This window comes from Sphingomonas epibiotica, assembly GCF_039615155.1.
Lineage (GTDB): Bacteria > Pseudomonadota > Alphaproteobacteria > Sphingomonadales > Sphingomonadaceae > Sphingomonas.
This window is the reverse complement of the sequence record NZ_JBDGHY010000019.1, coordinates 1-20,552: the sequence shown is the minus strand read 5'-3', so window position 1 is coordinate 20,552 and position 20,552 is coordinate 1. Positions and strand designations below refer to the sequence as shown.

The following is a 20,552-nucleotide window of genomic DNA, read 5'->3' as shown; positions in this document are numbered from 1 at the left end:
GGCGACCCTGCCTTGCAGGACTGTAGGTGATAAACGCCGGTTTCGATAGCTGCTCGCGGTGATGCAAGATGCCAGATCGTCATGCAGGACTCCGGTTTGCCGGGTCTCGACCGAGAGATCGGCGTCGGGTTAGGTAGCCGTCGCGGTTCGCGCCGGACACCTACAAGCTGCAGTTCGACATGGCGGGCTACCCGGACGCGAAGGCGGCGCCATTCTTCCCCGAGATCGAGCTCGTGTTCCGCGTCATCGATCCTGCCGCGCACTACCATGTCCCCGTCGTGGTCAGCCCCTACGGCTACTCCACCACCCGGGGCAACTGACCACCAATCACGCCTCGATCCCTGCCTCGAACATCGGCTTGTATAGCTCGTGCTCGAGCGAGCGCAGGTACCGGTCGAGGCGGTCGACCAGCGCTGCGACGTCCGCAGCACTCCGCTTGGGGTGAAAGGCCTAGGCGAGATCGGCATCGTCGGCACCGCCGCTGCGATTGCTAACGCGATCTATCACGCGACCGGTAAGCGGGTGCGGTCCCTGCCGATCACGATCGATAAGATCCTGGATTGATTAGCCGATGTGAGCATCCGCCTCGCCGGGTCTATAGCCGGTCTCAACCATTCTCCGGTTCTTGGCCTGGCTTGTAGCTGGGCTTTGCTGGCGGAACGATATAGCTCAACGTAACGATCCCCGCGACGATCAGTCCAGCACGCCAATTCCAGATTGCCAGGGCAAAGGCTGCCCAATAGGCTCCGGCGGTGACGGCGAATTTGAGGGTTGTTCGCCTGAGGTAGGCGTCTGTCAGGCGCTGGTCTGGAAGCCCCCTCGCGGTTGCATAGACCCAACGCACGAACCACCACGTCGCCGGCGCCGCTGCCACGCCCAGATAGGCCAAAACGGCGGTCTTGCTTTCCGCGTCACCGCCGAGATGCTCGATGAGCGGCCGCGCAGGAAATGGCGTGATGCTGACAGCGGCAAGAAAGCCGATGCTGAGCAGATTGTAGCCATGATCGGTTTTTTGCAGAAGCTTGCCGGTGAAGTGGCTGGAAGCCCAGTAAAGACCGATCAGGATCACGCTAAGGGCGTAGGCGGCATATTCCGGTGCCAGCTTTAGGTATGCCGCTGCCAGGTCGCCGTCAGTCGGCTCTGGTGCGTGTAGTTCGGTCACCGGGAGGGTGATGGCAATTGCCAGCACCGCGTCCATGAATGCCTCGAGGCGGTCCGATTTCCGTTCGGTTGCTTTGAAAGACGATGTCGCCATCTGACGCTACAGCATTTCGAGTGGGCGACGGCCCGCTGGCCGGGGAAATGCCGCATCGAGTGTCGCAAGGTCGGCGTCGGAGAGGACGATATCTGCGGCAGCGCGGTTCTCCCGCACATGTGCAATCGAACTCGCTTTCGGGATGGCGATAAGGCCATCGTGGCGCAACGTCCAGGCAAGTGCGACCTGCGCAGGGGTTCCGCCAACCTGGGCCGCTACTTTGTCGAGGGCGGGATGGCTTGAGAGGCGTCCCTGCTCGACGGGACTATACGCCATCACTGGCACGTTGTGCTGTGCGAGCCACGGCAACAAGTCCAACTCAGGGCCTCGACGGACGAGATTGTATAGGATCTGATCGGTCACGCAGCCATCCCCGCCGGCAGCGACAAGTTCGCCCATATCGTCGGTATCGAGGTTGCTGACACCCCAATGCCGAATCTTTCCTGCCGATTTCAGCGCCTCCATTGCCTCTATCGTCTCAGCGAGCGGCACCGATCCACGCCAGTGGAGCAGGTAGAGGTCGAGCCGATCGGTGCCGAGCCGCTTCAGGCTCGCCTCGCACGCACCGGCAAGGCGGAAGCGCGATGCGTTCTGTGGATACGCCTTGCTGACGAGGAACAACTGGTCGCGACGATCGCCGAGCGCTTCGCAGATCAGCGTTTCCGCCGCACCATCGCCATACATTTCAGCGGTATCGATGAGCGTCATGCCCAGCTCGACACCGGTGCGCAGCGCGGCGATCTCATCGGATCGCCGTTCGGCACGTTCGCCCATCTTCCAGGTGCCTTGACCCATCGAAGGAACCACTTCCCCGCCGGGCAATGTCACGTGTTTCATGTGCTTTTGTCCTATGAGATGAGTTCGACTGTTCGGTCGCGGGAGGCGGATTGGCAGATGACCACCATGTAGCGATCATATCGCGGCCGGCCATCGATCGAGTGCCATTTTGGCGATGGAGAGCAGTTCGTTGATCGTAGCGCCGTCGCGCGCCTGAACGGACATGCCTTCCATGACCGTATTGATGAATTTGCCCAGCACGGCCGGATCGGAGTTGGCCGCAAGCTCGCCCTGCGCGGCGCCGCGTTGCAGACGCTCGATCAGGAGGGCCTCCGCCGCGATGCGCTTGTCGCGCAGCAGGCATTCGATGGCGGCGGACGCCGGCGAAACGGCTGCCGCTGCCGAATACATGAAGCAGCCGGCCGGCGTTTCAGGTTCCGAGAATGATGACGCCGCTCGTTCCAGCAGGCCTTTGACGGCCTCGTAGGTGGACAATGCCGGATCGTTGATGGGTGCATAGAGGTGGACGCTGAACGTCGCGGCGTAGCGCTCGATCACCGCCGCAAACAGCCCCGCCTTGTTGTCAAACGCTGCATAGAGACTGGCAGCGGCGACGCCAGTCTCCGCCACCAGATCGGCCATCGATGTCGCTTCGTAGCCGCGCTGCCAGAACAGCCGCACCGCCTTGTCGAGCGCAGCGTCAGTGTCGAACACACGAGGGCGACCTGCGCGGCGACGGGCTTTCGTCTCTGTCATCTCTGGTGCATGATATGGAACGATCGATAAATAATATCTTGAAACGGGTGGTCTTCTCCCTTACAGAACGATCATTCAATAATCAAGGAATCTCCAATGAGCCGCATCGTCCGTATCCACGAATATGGCGACGCCAGCGTCCTCAGGATTGAAGATGTGGCCGTCCCCGCGCCCGCGGCCGACGAAGTGCAGATCGCGGTGAAGGCGATAGGCATAAACCGCGCCGAGGTGATGTTCCGCAACCATGCCTACCTTCAGGAAGCCGAGTTCCCGAGCCGCCTTGGCTATGAGGCTGCCGGCACTGTCGTTACGGTCGGCGCGGACGTGACCGGGTTTGCGGAAGGCGAAGCCGTCAGCGTCATCCCCCCGCTCGATATCGCGCGCTGGGGCACTTATGGCGAGGTCGCCAACGTGCCCGCCCGCCTCGTCGTCAAGCATCCGGCGGCGCTGTCGTTCGAGGAAGCGGCGGCCGTGTGGATGCAGTATGTCACCGCCTGGGGTGCGCTGGTGGAGCAGGCGAAACTCGGCGAGGGCGATTTCGTCATCGTCACTGCTGCCTCCAGCAGCGTCGGCCTTGCTGCCTTCCAGATTGCGCGGATGGTCGGCGCGACGGTAATCGCGACGACGCGTACCGGCGCCAAGCGCCAGGCCCTGATCGATGCCGGTGCACATCATGTCGTCGCAACCGGGGAAGAGGATCTGGTAGCGAGGGTGATGGAGATAACCGATGGTCAGGGTGCGCGCGTGGTGCTCGATCCGGTCGGAGGCCCGTCGTTCGAGCCGCTGACCGAGAGCATGGCACGCGGCGGCATCCTGCTCGAATATGGCGCGCTCAGCGGCGAACCGACGCCGTTCCCGTTGTTCTCCGTGCTGGGCAAGAGCCTCACGCTCAAGGGGTATCTCTACAGCGAGATCGTCTCGGACGATGCCGCCCTCGATCGTGCCAAGGCGTTCATCGTGGCGGGTCTGGAATCGGGCGCGCTCAAGCCGCGGATCGCGCGCACTTTCCCGCTCGACGCAATCCAGGACGCTCACCGCTTCCTCGAATCGAACGACCAGATCGGCAAGGTCGTCGTTACGGTCTGACCGGCATACCGGGGGAGTGAGCGATCGCTCCCCCACGAATTTGCGCTGACGCAACGGCCTCGCACCAGCAATCGGTTTAACTCAACGAGGGTATCCCAACATGAAATCTCGCGCCGCTGTAGCCTTCGAGGCGGGCAAGCCACTCAAAATCGTCGAGATCGATGTCGCCCCACCCCGGAAAGGCGAAGTCCTTATACGGGTGACGCACACCGGTGTGTGCCACACCGACGCGTACACGCTGGCGGGGAGTGATCCGGAGGGTGTTTTCCCGGTGGTTCTGGGCCACGAGGGCGCGGGCATCGTTGTCGAGGTCGGGGAAGGCGTCACCAGCGTCGGGCCGGGCGATCACGTGATTCCGCTCTACACCGCCGAGTGCGGCAAGTGCGACTTCTGCCTGTCGGGCAAGACCAACCTGTGCGTCGCTGTCCGCGAAACGCAGGGCAAGGGCTTGATGCCCGATGGGACCACCCGCTTTTCGTACAATGGTCAGCCCCTCTATCATTACATGGGCTGTTCAACCTTCAGTGAATATACTGTCGTCGCCGAAGTCTCGCTCGCCAAGATCAATCCCGAGGCAAACCCCGAACATGTCTGCCTGCTCGGCTGCGGCGTCACGACCGGCATCGGCGCAGTCCACAATACCGCCAAGGTCCAGCCCGGAGACTCCGTCGCCGTGTTCGGCCTCGGCGGCATCGGCCTCGCGGCGATTCAGGGTGCGCGCCAGGCGAAGGCGGGTCGCATCATCGCCATCGACACCAATCCATCCAAGTTCGAGCTGGCACGCCAGTTCGGTGCTACCGAGTGCATCAACCCCAAGGACCATGACAAGCCCATCCAGCAAGTGCTGATCGAGATGACGGGCTGGGGCATCGATCATACCTTCGAGTGCATCGGCAACGTCCACGTCATGCGCGCCGCGCTTGAATCAGCGCACCGTGGCTGGGGTCAGTCGATCGTGATTGGCGTTGCCGGCGCGGGCGAGGAAATCTCCACCCGCCCATTCCAGCTCGTCACGGGCCGCGTATGGAAGGGGTCCGCTTTCGGTGGCGTCAAGGGACGGACACAGCTCCCCGGCATGGTCGAGGATGCGATGAGAGGCGATATCGATCTGGCCCCATTCGTAACCCACACGATGGGTTTGGAGGAGATCAACGAAGCCTTCGAACTGATGCACGAAGGCAAGTCGATCCGCACGGTCATTCACTACTGACCCGCCGATCCGAAGCGGCGCGAGGCGCTCGGATCGACAACTCGGCCGTCATCATGGCCCGACCCCGGCCATGATGAAGCGCGCTCTGGCAAATGGGCAACCCGTCGCAATGCGGTAACAAGCGCCGAAGTACGGTCGTTACATGCCGATAGCGGCACGGACCAGGGCCGCCTGGCCCAGGCGCTTACCAGCGGAGTGTGTGTGGCCTCGTCGCGCGACCCAACGGGGAAAATGGTTTTGTCGTAACCTTTGTCCAATGCTGGAAAAATATTCCAAAGGTGCCGAATATCGGGTCAGCCTGACCTTTGGATGTATTGAGTCGGAAAAGCATTCATCTGTTACCCGACTGTGATGAACCTTGGACCGCACGGGCGGTTAGGGCAGGAAGACTGAATTGAAGAGCAAGGATATTCACGCGACGACGCCGGCCACCGATCATGGGCATACAGGGCCGCCCGCTTGCGTGCAGGTTCGCGGCGCGCGCCAGAATAACCTCAAAAATATTGACGTCGATGTACCGCGCGACGCCTTCGTGGTGTTCACCGGCATATCGGGCTCGGGCAAGTCATCGCTCGCGTTCGGCACCCTTTATGCCGAAGCGCAGCGGCGTTATCTGGAATCGGTTGCGCCCTATGCCCGTCGCCTGATCGACCAGGCCGGCGTGCCGGAGGTCGACGCGATCGACGGTTTGCCGCCTGCGGTCGCGTTGCAGCAGCAGCGCGGCTCGGCCAACGCGCGATCCTCGGTCGGCAGCGTGACGACGCTCTCCAGCCTGGTGCGGATGCTCTATTCGCGCGTCGGCGAATATCCGCGCCATCAACCCATGCTCTATGCGGGGGGCATAAAAAAGCTGGGGGTGACGGTGCTGATCCGGTAGCTTTAGGAGCATGTCGAAACCGGCTCCGCTTGTCGCTTACCGTCTGAAGGTCGGCCTCCGGGATATATCGCCGATGATTTGGCGACGCTTGCTGGTTCGCAGCGATCTGACGCTTTTTGGTCTGCACCGGGTAATCCAGATCGCGTTTGGTTGGGAAGATTATCATCTCCATGCTTTCAAGGTGCATGGGCGCCGTTTCGGCACGCAAAGGACGGGTGAGCGTCACCACCTTGTCGAGGACGGGAAAATTCTGAGGGAACTGACACTTGCCGACCTGTCGCTGCGAGTGCGGCAACGCATGATGTACGAATACGACTTCGGCGATTTCTGGGTCGGTTCCGGCTGAGGGCGGAATGACACCCTAAGCGCCGGCGTCCTTGGGCCAAAGGTACTCGCCAGTGAGGAGGATGTGTGCCCATCCGAGCGGCGAAATATGGGCGAGAAGATGGTCGGGGGTATCGAGCCCTTCGCGGCGCCGGGCCTCAACGGCATGGCCAAGGTGCAGGGTGTTCGGTTGTGTAACGCGAGGTCTGGAAATTCGATCGGGTCGTGATCGGTAAGTTGGTGCCGGGGCATGCCCCGGCACCAACTGCCCATCTTCGGCATTCCATGGAGTTACAACACACCCGTGGAGAGAACGAATGGACAGCAAGCATGATACGGCGATTGAGGCAGTACTGGAACAGCTGATTGAACATGGCCCCGAGGGAATTGCCGCGGTGTTCGCGCGGTGATGCTGGCGGTCGCCGAGATGTACGTGAAGGGCGTCTCGACCCGGCAGGCTGAGGCGGTGCTGCGCGAATTCGGCATCGAGAACCTGTCTTCATCCCAGGTCAGCCGCGCCGCTGCCCTGCTGGATGAGGAGCTGGAGGCATGGCGCAACCGCCCGCTCGGTGAGATCCGCTACCTGATCCTCGACGCCCGGTATGAGAAGATGCGCGCAGGCGGCGTTGTTCGCGACGCAGCCGTCCTCTCAGCTATCGGCATCGGCCCCGACGAACGGCGCCGGGTGCTCGGGGTCAGCGTCGCCCTGTCGGAAGCCGAGGTCCACTGGCGTGGTTTTCTTGACGACCTGGTCGCACGCGGCATGCGCGGCGTCGAGTTCATCGTCTCCGACGATCATGCCGGCCTGCGTGCCGCTCGCCGCGCCGTGCTCGGCGCCGCTACCTGGCAGCGCTGCCAGTTTCACCTCGCCGCAAACGCCGTCCACCATGCCCCCAACACCGCCATCCGCGAGCGTATCGGTGCCGAGCTGCGCAGCGTGTGGAATGCAGCCACGCTCGCCAAGGCCCAGGTCGCGCTCGATGAGCTCGTTGCCGGCTACCGCGATACGGCCCCCAGTCTCGCGACATGGCTGGAAAACGCCGTTCCCGAAGGCCTGGCTGTATTCACGCTGCCCGAACATCATCGCCGACGCCTGCGCACTTCGAACCTCATCGAGCGCGCCGTCCAACAAGAGCTCAAGCGGCGCACCGTCAAGGTCCGGGTCTTCCCCAACGACCAGGCGCTCCTACGCCTCGTTTCCGCCGTTCTCGTCGAGATCGACGAAACATGGGCCTCCGATAATAAGGCCTATATCAAATGGGAATGCCGGAATGGGTGATCATGCCCCGCGGCAATTTCCAGACGTCAGGTTGCACAATCTCGCGCGCGGCCAGCTTCAGCCATTCGTTCAAGGCAAAGACTTCGGCGGCCGCCGTCTTGTCGCCCTTGATTTCCTTCAGCCTTGCCCTGGCGGCCTTGTCGCTAATGAGCAGCTCACCGTCTTCGGCCAGTTCGGCAAACAATCCGTCCTCACTGCCGTGCTCTTCTTCCATTGCGAGCATGTCGGCAGCAACCCGCGGATGAGAGCGTGATCAATCGTCGTCGATCAGGCGCCCGCGGCACACCCGCCAAGGTCAATGCGACCGCTGGTCTTGTGGCCAGCGAAGGAATAAACTCGGCCAGCGTCTCGGATGGCAGTCATGAGAGCGTACGTTTCCGAACATCCTCTCACCGGCCCCCTCTGAGTGTTTGCGCCATCGTGAACTGGTCGCATCGAGCCCGCGCAATGATCGTCATCATGAGGCCGAAGGACCGGGAACGCCGTGGCAGGGGTCGTCGTGGTCATTCAATGCCGGGTCACCGGAACGTGACGGTAGCGGATACCGCGGCGATGATGGCCTGGAATGCCTCGCGGTCCAGACTGGCGCCACCGACCAGCACGCCGTCGACATCCTGTTCCCGGGTAAAGGCCGCGGCGTTGGCCGCATCGACCGAGCCGCCGTACAGGATCGGCACCGCCCTCCCGGCGACATCGCCCAAGGCCGCGATCAATGCCGCGCGCAGGGCGGCATGGACCGATGCGACGCGCGATGGCGCGGGTGTCCGCCCCGAACCGATCGCCCAGACGGGTTCGTACGCGACGACGATGCCCGCCGGCGCACCACCGGGCAGCGACGCGCGCAACTGCGCCGCGACCGTGCCGGGATCCTCCCCCTCGTCCTCCTCGCCGACGCAGATCAGCGGGCCCAGCCCTGCCGCCACGGCGGCGGCCGCCTTGCGGGCAACCAGCGCGTCGCTTTCGTTGCATTGGCGGCGGCGCTCCGAATGGCCGACGATCACCAGCCGCGCGCCCGCCTCCGCGATCAGCGCCGCCGAGACCGCGCCGGTATGCGCCCCGCAAGGTGCGGCGTGGCAATCCTGCGCGCCGACGACGATGCCCGCGACGCCCCGGTCCACAGCCAGCGCGATCAGCGGGAACGGCGGACACACCGCCACTTGGACACCCGGCCCCGCCGCCGCGGCAAAGCGGGGCAGTGCCGAGAGAAGCTCACGCGATCCGTTCATCTTCCAGTTGGCGACGACGAGCTTATTCATGCTCATGCCCGCGGCCCGGTCAACGTCTTCGCCAGCGCCGCGTGCCAGCCGGCGACCAGGGTCGCACGCGCGGCCGGACCCATTCTGGGCTCGAAACAATCGCCGCGCACCCAGGTCCTGGCCAGCGCATCGAGGTCGGGCCACACGCCGGTGGCCAGACCGGCGTGGAACGCCGCGCCCAGTGCCGTCGTCTCCAGATGCCGCGGCCGCTCGACCGGCACGTTCAGCATGTCGGCGAGGAACTGGCACAGCCAGTCGTTGGCGGCCATGCCGCCGTCGACCCGGATCATGGCGGGCGGCGCGCCGCCATCGGCGATCATCGCATCGGCCAGGTCCATCGTCTGATACCCGACCGCCTCCAGCGCCGCGCGCGCCAGATGCGCCTGGGTCGTCCCCAGCGTCAGGCCGAAGATCGCGCCGCGCGCATCCGGATCCCAATGCGGGGCGCCTAGCCCGACGAACGCGGGGACCATGAAGACGCCGTGGCTGTCGGGCACCTGCGTCGCCATGTCGTTGGTCTCGCGCGCATGGGTGATGACGCCGATGCCGTCGCGCAGCCACTTCACCGCCCCGCCGGCGATGAAGATTGATCCCTCCAGCGCATAGGTGATCCTGCCGTTCAGCCGATAGGCCGGCGTGGTCAGCAGCCGGTTTCCGGAGGCCACCGCCTGTTCGCCGGTATTGAGCAGCATGAAGCAGCCGGTGCCGTAGGTCGATTTGGCCATGCCGGTTTCGAAACACGCCTGGCCGAACAGCGCCGCCTGCTGATCCCCGGCGATGCCCGCCACCGGGATCGCGGCATCGAACAGGCCGTCGGCGGTGTGGCCGAAGATGTGGCTGTTGTCGTGCACCGCCGGCAGCAGCGCCATCGGCACGTCGAACAGGGCGCATAATTCCGGATCCCAATGCTGGGCATGGATATCGTACAGCAAGGTGCGGCTGGCGTTGGTCACGTCGGTGGCGTGCACCGCGCCGCCCGTCAGCCGCCACAGCAGGAAGCTGTCGATCGTGCCGAACGCCAGCTCGCCTCGTTCCGCGCGCAGACGGGCACCGTCGACATGGTCGAGGATCCAGGCCAGCTTGGTCGCGGAAAAATACGGATCGAGCAGCAGTCCCGTCTTCGCGCGCACGGCCGGTTCATGCCCTTCCCGCTTCAGCCGCGAACATAGATCGGCGGTCCGCCGGTCCTGCCACACGATCGCGTTGTGGATCGTTTCGCCGGTCGCGCGGTCCCACACCACCACGGTCTCGCGCTGGTTGGTGATGCCGATCCCGGCGATGCCGGCCGCGCCGACGCCGCTTTGCGCGATCGCGTCCCGCGCGGTCGCCAGTGCGTCGCGCCAGATGTCTTCCGGATCGTGCTCGACCCAGCCGGGGTGCGGATAATGCTGCGCGAACTCGGTCTGCGCGGTGGCGACCGGCTGCGCATCGGCATCGAACACGATCGCGCGGGTGGAGGTGGTGCCCTGGTCGATCGCCAGGATGTGCTTGGGGCCGGCCATGTCTCTCTCCTTGAAGGTCATGCCGCGACGCTCGTGCGCGGCGGCAGATAAGGCTTCACCAGATACTGGTACATGCCAGCGCCGATCACGCCGCCCAGCAGCGGTCCGGCGATCGGCACCCACCAGTAATTGTCCGGTCCCGGCAACGCGGCGTCGCCCCACCCGGTCAGCCAGCAGAACAGCCGCGGTCCGAAATCGCGCGCCGGATTGATCGGCCAGCCTTCCAGATAGCCGGCCGCCGCGCCGATGCAGGCGACCAGCAGTCCGATGACGAGCGCGCTGGCGTTGGCCATCGGAGCGGAGGTATTGAATTCGTCGGTGATCGCGAAGATGCCGAGCAGCAGAATGCCGGTTAGGATCACCTCGTCCCAAAAGGCGTGGAGCGGCGTGATGTGCGCGCCGGGCGCGGTGAAGAACACGCCGGCGGCACCGCCGCCCGCACGGGTCAGCCCGTGAGTGACGTTGTAGGCGTCGATCACCGGCCCGAACAGCTGATGGACCAGCGCCGCACCGATCATCGCCCCCACCACCTGCGCAACGACATAGGGCAGCACCTTGGCGCGCGGAAAGCCGCGGAACAGCGTCAACGCCAGCGTCACCGCCGGGTTGGCATGCGTGCCCGATACCGCGCCGGTGACGTAGATCGCGATCGTCACCGCCAGCCCCCAGGCGATGCAGACGCCCCAATAGGCGGTGGCATAGGGACTGGGATCGTAGAGGATCAGCATCGCCGCCGCCGAATCGCCCAGCGTGATGATGATCGCCATCGCCAGCGCCTCGGCGATCAATTCGCCCCTCAACGTGGTGCCTGCCATTGCCTGCCGGGTCATGCCGCTCTCTCTCCCACATCGAGTTCGTAGCTCGTGACCGGATTGTCACGCTATTTCGATCGAACGTCAACACTTTCGTTTGAAAGTTCGTATTGGCAGGTGCATATTCGTTTTCAGACATCCCTGCCGGTCGATCCGGCGATGAGGAGGCGATCAGTGGTTTACCAGACAGCATCCACACAAAGTTCACGCGCACGGCACGACGTCGATCTCCTGATCGTCGGCGGCGGCATCAACGGCGTCGGCATCGCCCGCGATGCGGCGGGGCGCGGCCTGTCCGTCGCGCTGGTCGAGAAGGACGATCTCGCCAGCCATACTTCGTCGGCATCGACCAAGCTGATCCATGGCGGACTGCGATATCTGGAATATTACGAGTTCCGGCTTGTGCGCGAGGCGCTGATTGAACGCGAGCGGTTGTGGGCCATGGCCCCGCACATCATCTGGCCCCTGGAGTTCGTGCTGCCGCAAGGCCAATCGCCGCGTCCGGCCTGGATGGTGCGGCTGGGGCTATTCCTCTACGACCATCTCGGCGGTCGCAAGAAGCTGCCAGCGACCCGCACCGTCTCGCTGGATCGCGATCCGGTCGGCAACGGGCTGAAGCCGGGTTCGCCGCGCGCGTTCGTCTATTCGGATTGCTGGGTGGAAGACAGCCGGCTGGTCGCGCTGAACGCCCGCGACGCGGCGGATCGCGGCGCGACGGTGTTGACGCACACCCGGCTGGCCGCGGCACGCCGCGAGGGTACAGGCTGGATCACCACGATCGAAGATGCGCACGGGACGCGCGATCTGACGGCGCGCGCGATCGTCAATGCCGCGGGGCCATGGGTGGCCGATGTGCTGGGCGACGTGCCCGACGCGCGCCGGGATCGCGGCGTCCGGCTCATCAAGGGCAGCCATATCGTCGTGCCGCGGCTTTACGAGGGTGCCCACGCGTTCATGCTCCAGAACCCCGACCGGCGGATCGTCTTCGCCATTCCCTATCAGGAGCGGTTCACGCTCATCGGGACGACCGACGAGGCATGGGAAGGCGCACCGGGGCGCGCGACGATCGGCCAGGGCGAGATCGATTATCTGCTGGAGACGGTCGCGCGCTATTTCGAGCGGCCGGTCGCGCAGGCCGATATCGCCTGGACCTATTCGGGCATCCGCCCGCTGTACGACGATCATGCCGCCAACGCATCGGCGGTGACGCGCGATTATGTGCTGGATCTGGACGGCAGCACCGATCGCGCGCCGATGCTAAGCATCTTCGGCGGCAAGATCACGACCTATCGCAAGCTTGCCGAGCATGCGATGGGCGAACTCGCGCCCTTCTTTCCCGAAGCGGGCAAGGCGTGGACGGCGGGCGCCGTCCTGCCGGGCGGCGACATGCCGGACGCCGATTTCGATCGCTACGTAACCACGCTCGTGGCGCGCTATCCGGCGATGCCGTCCGCGTTGCTGCGCCGGCTCGCGCGCGCCTACGGCACCTGCACCGAAACCGTGATCGGCGATGCGCAGACCCCCGCTGATCTGGGCGAAGATTTCGGGGCCGGGCTGTACGCGCGGGAGATCGACTATCTGCGCGACCGCGAATGGGCGACCAGCGCGGAGGACATATTGTTCCGCCGCGGCAAGCTGGGCCTGCACGTCGCCGAAGGTACCGCCGAACGGATCGACGCCTATCTGGCGGATCGGCTAGGGTCGGGTGCGAGCAACCGGATGTCGGCTGCATCCTGACGGAGAACATGTGTGGAAACGACCGGTCGCGACGAGCAGGACGTAACCGCGGACGGCATTGTCGCCCGGCACTTCCAGATTCTCGAACTCGCACGCAGCGCCGGGAAAGTCGCGGTGGAGGAACTGGCCGACCGGCTTGGCGTCACGCCGCAGACGATCCGCAAGGATCTGAACATTCTCGCGCGCAAGTCGATGCTGTCGCGCGTCCATGGTGGCGCAGTCGTAACATCGGGTGTCGACAATATCGACTATGTCACCCGCCGCGCCGTCGCTACCGGGGCGAAGGCGGCGATCGGCAGGGCCGCGGCCGCGCTGATCCCCAACGGGGTGTCGCTGTTCATCAACATCGGCACCACGACCGAGGCGGTGGCTAACCACCTCGTCCACCATCGTGACCTGATGGTGATTTCGAACAACCTCAACGTCGTGGATATCCTGGCCGACCGCGACGGAATCGACATGGTCGTGGTCGGCGGCCAGGTCCGTCGCCACGACCGTGCGGTCGTCGGTGCGCTCGCGATGAACTTCATCCGCGCGTTCAAGGTCGATTATGCGCTGATCGGCATCTCCGCGATCGACCCGGACGGCAGCCTGCTGGATTTCGCGGTGGACGAAGTGCAGGTCACGCGAACGATCATCCAGCACGCGCGCAAGGTGATCCTGGTAGCTGATTCGAGCAAGGTCGGGCGTCCCGCGCCGGTGCGTGCCGGCGATCTGCACGACATCGATTATCTGGTGACGGACAATCTGGTCGGTCCCGCGCTGACCGCGGCGTGCGGGGAAGCGGACGTGAAGGTCATCGAAACGGATGATCGTTGAACATAGCAGCTGGACCACGCTGCAGTCATGACGATGTATCGCCGAACGCACATCGTCGCGATGATATGATTATGGTGACGATAGGGGTCGAAGGCGGACAGCATTGCCGACGCGATGTCGCTTTTCGACAACTCGGCGGGTGTGGCTTGACCGTCGCGCTGCTGCGGCAAGTTCGTGTCGTAGGCGGTCTGGATGGGGGGCATAAAAAAGCTGGGGGTGACGGTGCTGATCCGGTAGCTTTAGGAGCATGTCGAAACCGGCTCCGCTTGTCGCTTACCGTCTGAAGGTCGGCCTCCGGGATATATCGCCGATGATTTGGCGACGCTTGCTGGTTCGCAGCGATCTGACGCTTTTTGGTCTGCACCGGGTAATCCAGATCGCGTTTGGTTGGGAAGATTATCATCTCCATGCTTTCAAGGTGCATGGGCGCCGTTTCGGCACGCAAAGGACGGGTGAGCGTCACCACCTTGTCGAGGACGGGAAAATTCTGAGGGAACTGACACTTGCCGACCTGTCGCTGCGAGTGCGGCAACGCATGATGTACGAATACGACTTCGGCGATTTCTGGGAGCACGAGATCCGCGTCGAAGCGCGTGAACAACCGAGCGCAGACAAGCCCTGGCCGGTCTGCACCGATGGTGCTCGCGCCGGTCCGCCTGAGGATATCGGCGGACCGGGTGGATATGAGCGATTGCTCGAACGTCTCGATGAATTGCGCTTCGATCAGGGAAATGGCCTGGATGACTTTCTGGATGAAAACGATACCAGCGACGGCGAGGAAGATGACGGCGAAGAGTGGACGCCAGCTGACCGCGCCGGGTTCGACGGTCCAGATGATCCGCTGCTGCGCTACGATCCAGATTCCATCGATCGCCGCGCCATCAATCTCGCGTTGAAGGCTGAGTTTGTCGGCAAGGACCGGCCAATGTCTGTGGACTGATGCTCAGGCAAGCTCGGCTTGAGCGCGTCTGTCATCGCGTACCCGCATGATCGTCTGCCGGCTTGTCGAGAACGCCTTGCTGAGCGCGGACACGGTTTCGCCGCTTTCAAGGCGGCGCTCGACCTCGGCGCGCTCGTCTGTTGTAAGGCTCGCAGGCCGTCCGATGGCCTTGCCCTCCGCCCGCGCGCGGCGTAGCCCGGCCTGGGTGCGTTCGATCAGCAGGTCGCGCTCGAATTCGGCGACCGCGTTGATAACGCCCATCGTCAGCTTGCCTGTCGACGAGGTGAGATCGACGCCGCCCAGCGCCATGCAGTGGACGCGAACGCCCATGCGATCGAGATCGGCGACGGTGCTCGCCACATCCATCGCGTTGCGGCCGAGCCGGTCGAGCTTGGTGACGACGAGGACGTCGCCATCCTCTAGCCGGTCAAGCAACCGGGCAAAACCCTTGCGTTCTTTCGCCGCAACCGACCCGGAGATGGTTTCGGCGACGATCCGCCGCGGCTGCGCTGCAAAGCCAGCGGCCTCAATCTCGTGCAACTGGTTGTCGGTCGTCTGGTCGACGGTCGAAACGCGCAGATAGGCAAAGGTGCGTGACATGGATCCGGCCTCGATTGTCCGGAAGGGGTGTCCAGTAAAATTGGTGTGTCCGCAAGATGGTAAGGCTATTTTATGGACAGGGTTAGCTGTAGGTGACCGTAACCGGTCGGTTTCGGACGGCGGCACCGATGTGCCGGCCAATGAGTTCCCTTCTTCATGGAGGAATGAGCTCATGCGCTTCACCATCACCCTCACCGCAGCAACGGACGACAGGCCAACCAGCGGCATATCCATCGCCGTCATCGAACGCGACGACGACACGCTTACGATCGATGATCTCGGTCTCAGGATCGCGGAGAGCAAGCGACTGCTGGCCGCGCTGCAGCTCGCTGTGGTTCAGACCCAGGCGCTCGACTGGTGTCGCCGCCAGCGCGCTTGTCCGTGCTGCGGATCAGCAAGGCAAATCAAGGATCATCGTTCGATCATGGTGCGCACGCCGTTCGGAAAGATCGCCGTGCCAAGTACCAGGTTCCGGCGATGTACATGTAAACCCACAGCGGGTATCGCGGCGCCGATCGTGGCGGCGCTGCCCGAACGCGTCACGCCGGACCTTCTCGAGCTAGAGGCGCGCTGGGCTTCGCTCGCGTCCTACGGCATCACCGCGGAACGCCTTGCCGACGTCCTTCCGATCGGTGACGCGATCAACGCGACGACGATCCGGCAGGACACCCTACGCGTCGCGGAGCGTTTGGAAGCCGAGCTTGGCACCGAGCGACGCTGTTTCATCGAAGGCTGCGAGGCGGACTGGACCGATGGTCCGCTGCCAGGACCGCCTGTCACTGTCGGGATCGATGGAGGCTATGTACGATCATGGTACGATCGGCCGAACAATTTCGAGGTGATCGTGGGTAAGTCCGTCGTCGATCCGGGCGAGGATGGCGAAATTAGCGAGCCAACGCGCCGGTTCGGCTTCGTGGTCGGACATGACGACAGGCCGCGTCGTCGCCTTCATGAATTGCTGCTGGAGCAAGGCGTCGGGATGGACCGTGAGATCACCTTCATGTCCGATGGTGGCAGGAACGTCCGCAATCTTCAATGGGACATGCGGCCGAACGCCGAGCATGTCCTCGACTATTTCCACATCGCCATGCGGGTGACGGTCATGCAGCAGATCGCGCGCGGATTGCCGCCCCCATCCGAGACGGATAAAGACGTGGCCGTCGCCACTCTCGAGCGAGTTCGGCACTTCCTCTGGCACGGCAACTGGCGCCGTGCTCTCGACCTAATCGGCGACGTCGAGACCAGAATGCTTGGTGCGACAGATCCGGATGTCACCGACGAGCCGATGAGCCACCCACAGGTCTCGCCGCAAGCTCGCAATCTCCTCAAGCATTTGCGGGAGTTCGAAAGCTATATCAGCGCCAATGCCAGCATGATCCCGAACTATGGCGAGCGACGACGATATGGCGAAGCAGTCTCGACCGCCTTCGTGGAATCGACCGTCAACCAGGTCGTCGCAAAGCGCTTCGCAAAGAAGCAACAGATGCAGTGGACGCCCAGAGGGGTGCATCTGCTTGTGCAACTCCGCGTCCGTACCCTTGATGGCACGTTGGCCAATGACTTTCAGAGGTGGAGGGACGAACGGAAGGCGGCATGACCCCCAACTTTCTCATGCTCCCCTTTATTGCAGTTCCAGGCGATCATCATTGCGAGCCGCTACATCTATCGATCCGTTCAGAAGCCGTTAACCATTCCAGTCGGTCCAGGTTCCCGTATTCGTTAGCGGTTGAGGTTGAAGGGCATAAAGATTGACCATGGCCTTAGATCGACGACAGATGCTGCAACTCGGGACCCTGATTGCCGGTGGATGGGCCGTCAGCTCAGTCCTGAAACGAACTGCACCGATCGGCCGGGATGTCGCTAATCCCGAGGCACTGGCGGCTATCTTCGACGACCGAAGATCTCCTGCGAGTGGCCCGCCTACAGCGTCGCTCCGTTTGGCGGCCTTTACCGACTATCGATGCCCTGCGTGCAGGCGTGCATTCCCGGCCATGGAGGAAGCGATCCTGAGCGACGGAGATGTCCGCGTCATCTACAAGGACTGGCCAATTTTCGGACCGCCCTCGGAGCGCGCTGCGCAAGTTGCGCTCGCAAGTGCCGAGCAGGGTATTTACCCGGCGGTTCACAAGCAGCTCATGATCGACAGCAGAACCATCAGCGACAGCGTTTTGCAAGATATCGTCGAAAAAGCAGGCGGTAATTGGAAGCGTATAAGTGCTTACCTAGTATCACACGACCAGCAGATCATGGCGCAGCTGCGTGCCAATGGGGCGCAGGCTCTCACCCTCGGGCTGGCGGGGACACCGGGCTACCTTGCCGGATCGGTGCTGGTAGTGGGCGCTATCGACAAAGCTGATTTCCTTAGGCTGTTCGCGCGCGCACGCAGTTCGAGGAAATGATATTGGACTGCACACCTACCGATCTGGTTTTTGTTAAATTGCCATGCTCATTATGTCTTTGTACGCTGAGAGAACCTTATTGCGCACTTGCAGCGTCGCCTCAAACCCGATTGAAGCCGCTTGCCGGGCAAGCATAACCTTTGCGATATCGGTGGTTTCGCCCCGTTCATAGGCGACCGTCAACGCCCCGGCCTTTGCACCTGTTTCGTTTACTTTTAGCACCTGTTCTACAATTGTCGATGCGAAGCTGCTATTCGCTCCAGTAGCCGAGCCAACTGAGCCAGGGCCTTCAACTTTTTGCAGCACTTGGCTCATGGCCGCATCAAACGTAGGCCTTGCAATCCCGCCAGCGCTTGCCGGCGACGCCGCACTGCTGTTGACGACATTTCGGAGGGCGGAATTCCGGTCGAGAACCGCACTTCGCAAGGCCATGACATCACTGACCGAAATATTGCTCACAACAATCTCCCAAGCGAAACGGTAGCTGGGAAGCGTTACGAGATGGTTAAAAAACCTTAGGACAGATTGCCGATGTTTTAAGGGGACCGGCGCAGCCGCGTTGCTCGGGGCGAAGAGGCTTGCCGGTCTGCTCGTGTGCGCCTCTGGAACGTGCACCGCCGAAGAACCCTGAGGGGTAAGCTTCGCCGTCGCGTAAAATAAGATGCGGCCTGTCATGTTCAGACAACCTTGGGGTCGGCCCGCGGTTGGGGATCACGAGATGGCCTGTGTTGCAACGCATCGCGCCGAACGAACGGCGGAAGAGCGATCACGGTCCTTTCATATCCTCAACGTTCTACGCGGTCTCGCCGCTATGAGCGTCATCACCTTGCATTATCCGCAAGCCTTTGCGCCTTTCGTAGCGAGCGGAGCATACCTTGCCGTTGACCTGTTTTTTGTCATGAGCGGCTTCGTGCTCGCCCGCGCTTACGATGTAAGGCTTCAAGACGGAATGGGTGGCAGAGCGTTCATCGTCACTCGGCTGATACGCCTTTACCCATTCTATATCCTGGCCCTGGCGCTGGGCACCGTTGAATTAGCATACTATTATCGAAACGATCATCTCGCAGCAGAGATAATACTGTCCAGCGTCTTCAACTTCGTGATGTTGCCATCGCCGCCTGTGGGCATCCCCTACCAACCGCTGTTTCCTGCCAACTTCGTAGCTTGGACTCTTTCATTCGAGCTGTTCGCGAACGCTGCTTACGGCTTTGGTTTTGGGGTTCTAACTCACAAACGACTGGGAGTGATCGTTGGTATATCGGGTTTGATGCTTTTGGCATTGGCGCTCGTTCGCGGCAATCTCAATGGAGGAGCATATTGGCCTGATGCTCATCTTGCCGCAATCAGGGTCACCTTTTCATTCTTTGTCGGAGTTTTGATTCATCGCGCGCGGGAGACAGGAAAACTAGCACCGCTATTTTCCGTGAAATTACCCCAAATCATCATCATCGCAATCACGGTCGGTGCCCTTGGTTCACCCATATCACCTGTTTTGCGGGGGTTATTCGATGCGGCCTGCGTGCTGCTCGTCTTTCCACTGATTGTAGCCGCTTCGATTGGACGCAACCCTGTACCAAGCCGAGGAATGTGCGCTTTCCTCGGGGAAATTTCTTATCCCATCTATGTCTTGCAAATCCCCGTCTTCACGATTGGGGTAATGGGCCTGCCCAAACTTCTACCAGGTCTGCCGCAATTACCCGCTCCCTGGTCCGGGATTCTCCTGCTGGCTGCACTCTGCACCGCGTCCTGGTTCATGGCCACGCGCATCGATATCCCGCTGAGGCGCCGGTTGAACGCTGCGGTACTGCGGCATCTCCAACCTGGGTAGAGGCTTAACCCCACTATTCATGAGGCCACCGCTCTGGGTTCGTCCGAGCATGATTTGTCGGTCGCCGGGTGATCAGGGCAAGCGCCTCCGGCGGCGTTTTTTCACCGCGTCAGGATCAATGGGCTTTTCGAGGTTGAAGGACGAGGGCTTGGGCTTTCGGCGGCACTGCCGGGCTAGTTATGTGGGTGCCGGCCGGAGGCCGGTGGCAATGGCTCTGAACAGGCTGGCATCGGGGCAGGCTGACGCGAAGGCGACGCGGATGCGCGTAGCGGTTTCGATGACGCGGGCGGCGACCTTGAGCAATCGCAGGCGCAGCGTTGCGAACTCGGCAACGGCGAGCGGGGCAGCCTTCGGGATTTCCTGCTGGATGCGCCACACGAGCCAGTAGGCGGCGGTGTGCAGGATGATGCGCATCTGGTTGGCGTTGGCAGATCGGCACGAGGTACGATCGCTGGCGAGCTGGGTCTTGTGGCGCTTGATCAGGTTCTCGGCGTTGCCGCGAGCGCAGTAGAGGGTGTCGTAGATTTGCTCAGCCGAGCCTTCGGCCAGCGAGGTGACGACATAGCGGATATCCATGCCCAGCGTGCTGGCCTCGATCCGGGCGACGACGCGGCGCTGGCACTTCCAGCTCTTCGCGCCGTAGCGGGTCTCGGCATAGTTGCGCAGGACCGGGTATTGGCGCTGAGCCCGCTTAACCGCGCAGGCATCAGCGGCAGCGACGATTTCGGGATCAGCACGCAGCGCGGCGTTGGTTGGCAGGCCGAACACGTAATCGACGCCGGCCGGCTCGCAAAAGGCCATGACCTCGGGTCGGCCATAGTGCCCGTCGCCGCGGATGGTGATGTGCGTTTCGGGCCAGTGCCGGCGCAGATGGCGCACCAGGCGCCGGATGTGGCCGGCAGCTTCGGCGCCCGACGGTGTCTTGCCGGTGCGCAGTAGCATCGCCACCGGTCGGCCGGTGGCAGTGTCGTAGACATGGATCGGCAGGAAGCAGCGCTCGCCATGATGCCCGTTCCAGAAGGAGAGCTGCTGATAGCCATGAACAACATCACAGGTGTCATCGATATCCAGCGTCACCGCCGCCGGCGCGGCAGG

22 protein-coding genes and 2 pseudogenes are annotated in these 20,552 nt (G+C 62.9%); 13 read left to right on the top strand and 11 right to left on the bottom strand.

Annotated features, from left to right (window positions below; translation table 11 throughout):
* Positions 1-158: 158 nt before the first annotated feature.
* Positions 159-320: pseudogene (locus tag AAIO73_RS19865) on the top strand (hydroxyisourate hydrolase); the annotation flags it as partial.
* Between the two features lie 49 nt (positions 321-369).
* Positions 370-564 carry a hypothetical protein gene (locus tag AAIO73_RS19860; protein WP_007406887.1) on the top strand — a complete coding sequence of 65 codons (195 nt, stop codon included), beginning with the start codon at positions 370-372 and terminating at the stop codon, positions 562-564.
* Positions 565-607: 43 nt separating this feature from the next.
* Here the strand turns inward: AAIO73_RS19860 and AAIO73_RS19855 are convergent, their stop codons facing one another.
* The 3 genes from AAIO73_RS19855 to AAIO73_RS19845 all read right to left on the bottom strand — a co-directional run bounded on the left by AAIO73_RS19855 (position 608) and on the right by AAIO73_RS19845 (position 2,746).
* Positions 608-1,255: a TMEM175 family protein gene (locus AAIO73_RS19855; protein WP_062127104.1), complete on the bottom strand. Its 648-nt coding sequence runs from the start codon at positions 1,253-1,255 to the stop codon at positions 608-610.
* A gap of 6 nt (positions 1,256-1,261) precedes the next feature.
* Entirely contained in the window at positions 1,262-2,092 is an 831-nt protein-coding gene (locus AAIO73_RS19850) for an aldo/keto reductase (protein ID WP_174525807.1), read from the bottom strand.
* 75 nt (positions 2,093-2,167) lie between these two features.
* Positions 2,168-2,746: a TetR/AcrR family transcriptional regulator gene (locus AAIO73_RS19845; RefSeq protein WP_231729962.1), complete on the bottom strand. Its 579-nt coding sequence runs from the start codon at positions 2,744-2,746 to the stop codon at positions 2,168-2,170.
* Between the two features lie 138 nt (positions 2,747-2,884).
* Here AAIO73_RS19845 and AAIO73_RS19840 point away from each other — a divergent pair, with 138 nt between their 5' ends.
* The 4 genes from AAIO73_RS19840 to AAIO73_RS19825 all read left to right on the top strand — a co-directional run bounded on the left by AAIO73_RS19840 (position 2,885) and on the right by AAIO73_RS19825 (position 6,307).
* Positions 2,885-3,874: a zinc-dependent alcohol dehydrogenase family protein gene (locus tag AAIO73_RS19840; RefSeq protein ID WP_009823890.1), complete on the top strand. Its 990-nt coding sequence runs from the start codon at positions 2,885-2,887 to the stop codon at positions 3,872-3,874.
* A gap of 100 nt (positions 3,875-3,974) precedes the next feature.
* Positions 3,975-5,084, top strand: a complete 1,110-nt coding sequence (locus tag AAIO73_RS19835) for an S-(hydroxymethyl)glutathione dehydrogenase/class III alcohol dehydrogenase (RefSeq protein ID WP_062127096.1) — start codon at positions 3,975-3,977, stop codon at positions 5,082-5,084.
* Between the two features lie 394 nt (positions 5,085-5,478).
* Positions 5,479-5,961 (top strand): P-loop NTPase family protein, encoded by a 483-nt coding sequence (locus tag AAIO73_RS19830; RefSeq protein WP_526023829.1) that lies wholly within the window; start codon positions 5,479-5,481, stop codon positions 5,959-5,961.
* A gap of 10 nt (positions 5,962-5,971) precedes the next feature.
* Positions 5,972-6,307 (top strand): plasmid pRiA4b ORF-3 family protein, encoded by a 336-nt coding sequence (locus AAIO73_RS19825; RefSeq protein WP_256448298.1) that lies wholly within the window; start codon positions 5,972-5,974, stop codon positions 6,305-6,307.
* A 15-nt stretch (positions 6,308-6,322) separates the two neighbouring features.
* Here the strand turns inward: AAIO73_RS19825 and AAIO73_RS19820 are convergent.
* Positions 6,323-6,472 (bottom strand): annotated as a pseudogene (locus AAIO73_RS19820) (Tn3 family transposase); the annotation flags it as partial.
* 222 nt (positions 6,473-6,694) lie between these two features.
* On the opposite strand from AAIO73_RS19820, the gene AAIO73_RS19815 reads away from it, so the two are divergent.
* Complete coding sequence (locus AAIO73_RS19815) at positions 6,695-7,564, top strand: IS256 family transposase (RefSeq protein WP_231472267.1); 870 nt, start codon at positions 6,695-6,697, stop codon at positions 7,562-7,564.
* Here AAIO73_RS19815 and AAIO73_RS19810 read toward each other — a convergent pair.
* The 4 genes from AAIO73_RS19810 to AAIO73_RS19795 form a co-directional block, all read right to left on the bottom strand.
* Positions 7,539-7,778, bottom strand: coding sequence for a hypothetical protein (locus tag AAIO73_RS19810; protein WP_158069226.1), 240 nt, complete (start codon positions 7,776-7,778; stop codon positions 7,539-7,541). The two genes, AAIO73_RS19815 and AAIO73_RS19810, sit on opposite strands and share 26 nt — an antisense overlap.
* Before the next feature lie 304 nt (positions 7,779-8,082).
* Positions 8,083-8,826: a triose-phosphate isomerase gene (tpiA, locus tag AAIO73_RS19805; RefSeq protein ID WP_076711785.1), complete on the bottom strand. Its 744-nt coding sequence runs from the start codon at positions 8,824-8,826 to the stop codon at positions 8,083-8,085.
* Positions 8,823-10,322, bottom strand: coding sequence for a glycerol kinase GlpK (glpK, locus tag AAIO73_RS19800; protein WP_183952008.1), 1,500 nt, complete (start codon positions 10,320-10,322; stop codon positions 8,823-8,825). The genes tpiA and glpK overlap by 4 nt, the downstream gene beginning before the upstream one ends.
* 17 nt (positions 10,323-10,339) lie before the next feature.
* Complete coding sequence (locus tag AAIO73_RS19795) at positions 10,340-11,152, bottom strand: MIP/aquaporin family protein (RefSeq protein ID WP_076711783.1); 813 nt, start codon at positions 11,150-11,152, stop codon at positions 10,340-10,342.
* Between the two features lie 156 nt (positions 11,153-11,308).
* Between AAIO73_RS19795 and AAIO73_RS19790 the strand changes: the two genes are divergently transcribed.
* From AAIO73_RS19790 to AAIO73_RS19780, 3 genes are all read left to right on the top strand, one after another.
* On the top strand, positions 11,309-12,871 hold the full coding sequence (locus AAIO73_RS19790; RefSeq protein WP_076711782.1) for a glycerol-3-phosphate dehydrogenase: 1,563 nt from the start codon (positions 11,309-11,311) through the stop codon (positions 12,869-12,871).
* A gap of 12 nt (positions 12,872-12,883) precedes the next feature.
* Positions 12,884-13,690 (top strand): DeoR/GlpR family DNA-binding transcription regulator, encoded by an 807-nt coding sequence (locus AAIO73_RS19785; RefSeq protein WP_083748311.1) that lies wholly within the window; start codon positions 12,884-12,886, stop codon positions 13,688-13,690.
* A 247-nt stretch (positions 13,691-13,937) separates the two neighbouring features.
* Complete coding sequence (locus tag AAIO73_RS19780; protein WP_066969391.1) at positions 13,938-14,630, top strand: plasmid pRiA4b ORF-3 family protein; 693 nt, start codon at positions 13,938-13,940, stop codon at positions 14,628-14,630.
* A 3-nt stretch (positions 14,631-14,633) separates the two neighbouring features.
* Here AAIO73_RS19780 and AAIO73_RS19775 read toward each other — a convergent pair whose 3' ends face one another.
* Complete coding sequence (locus AAIO73_RS19775; RefSeq protein ID WP_345880476.1) at positions 14,634-15,416, bottom strand: recombinase family protein; 783 nt, start codon at positions 15,414-15,416, stop codon at positions 14,634-14,636.
* On the opposite strand from AAIO73_RS19775, the gene AAIO73_RS19770 reads away from it, so the two are divergent.
* Both AAIO73_RS19770 and AAIO73_RS19765 read left to right on the top strand, forming a co-directional pair.
* Positions 15,403-16,827: an ISKra4 family transposase gene (locus tag AAIO73_RS19770; protein WP_066488601.1), complete on the top strand. Its 1,425-nt coding sequence runs from the start codon at positions 15,403-15,405 to the stop codon at positions 16,825-16,827. The genes AAIO73_RS19775 and AAIO73_RS19770 overlap by 14 nt on opposite strands.
* A 157-nt stretch (positions 16,828-16,984) precedes the next feature.
* The gene (locus AAIO73_RS19765; RefSeq protein WP_035386738.1) at positions 16,985-17,629 is read left to right on the top strand and encodes a DsbA family protein; all 645 of its coding nucleotides are present in this window, start codon (positions 16,985-16,987) and stop codon (positions 17,627-17,629) included.
* 33 nt (positions 17,630-17,662) lie between these two features.
* On the opposite strand, the gene fliE is transcribed toward AAIO73_RS19765, so the two are convergent.
* Positions 17,663-18,061 (bottom strand): flagellar hook-basal body complex protein FliE, encoded by a 399-nt coding sequence (gene fliE, locus AAIO73_RS19760; protein WP_051121599.1) that lies wholly within the window; start codon positions 18,059-18,061, stop codon positions 17,663-17,665.
* 229 nt (positions 18,062-18,290) lie between these two features.
* Between fliE and AAIO73_RS19755 the strand changes: the two genes are divergently transcribed.
* On the top strand, positions 18,291-19,457 hold the full coding sequence (locus AAIO73_RS19755) for an acyltransferase family protein (protein WP_016510729.1): 1,167 nt from the start codon (positions 18,291-18,293) through the stop codon (positions 19,455-19,457).
* Positions 19,458-19,634: 177 nt separating this feature from the next.
* On the opposite strand, the gene AAIO73_RS19750 is transcribed toward AAIO73_RS19755, so the two are convergent.
* A partial coding sequence (locus tag AAIO73_RS19750; protein WP_035386740.1) for an IS1380 family transposase occupies positions 19,635-20,552 on the bottom strand: 918 nt, incomplete at its 5' end.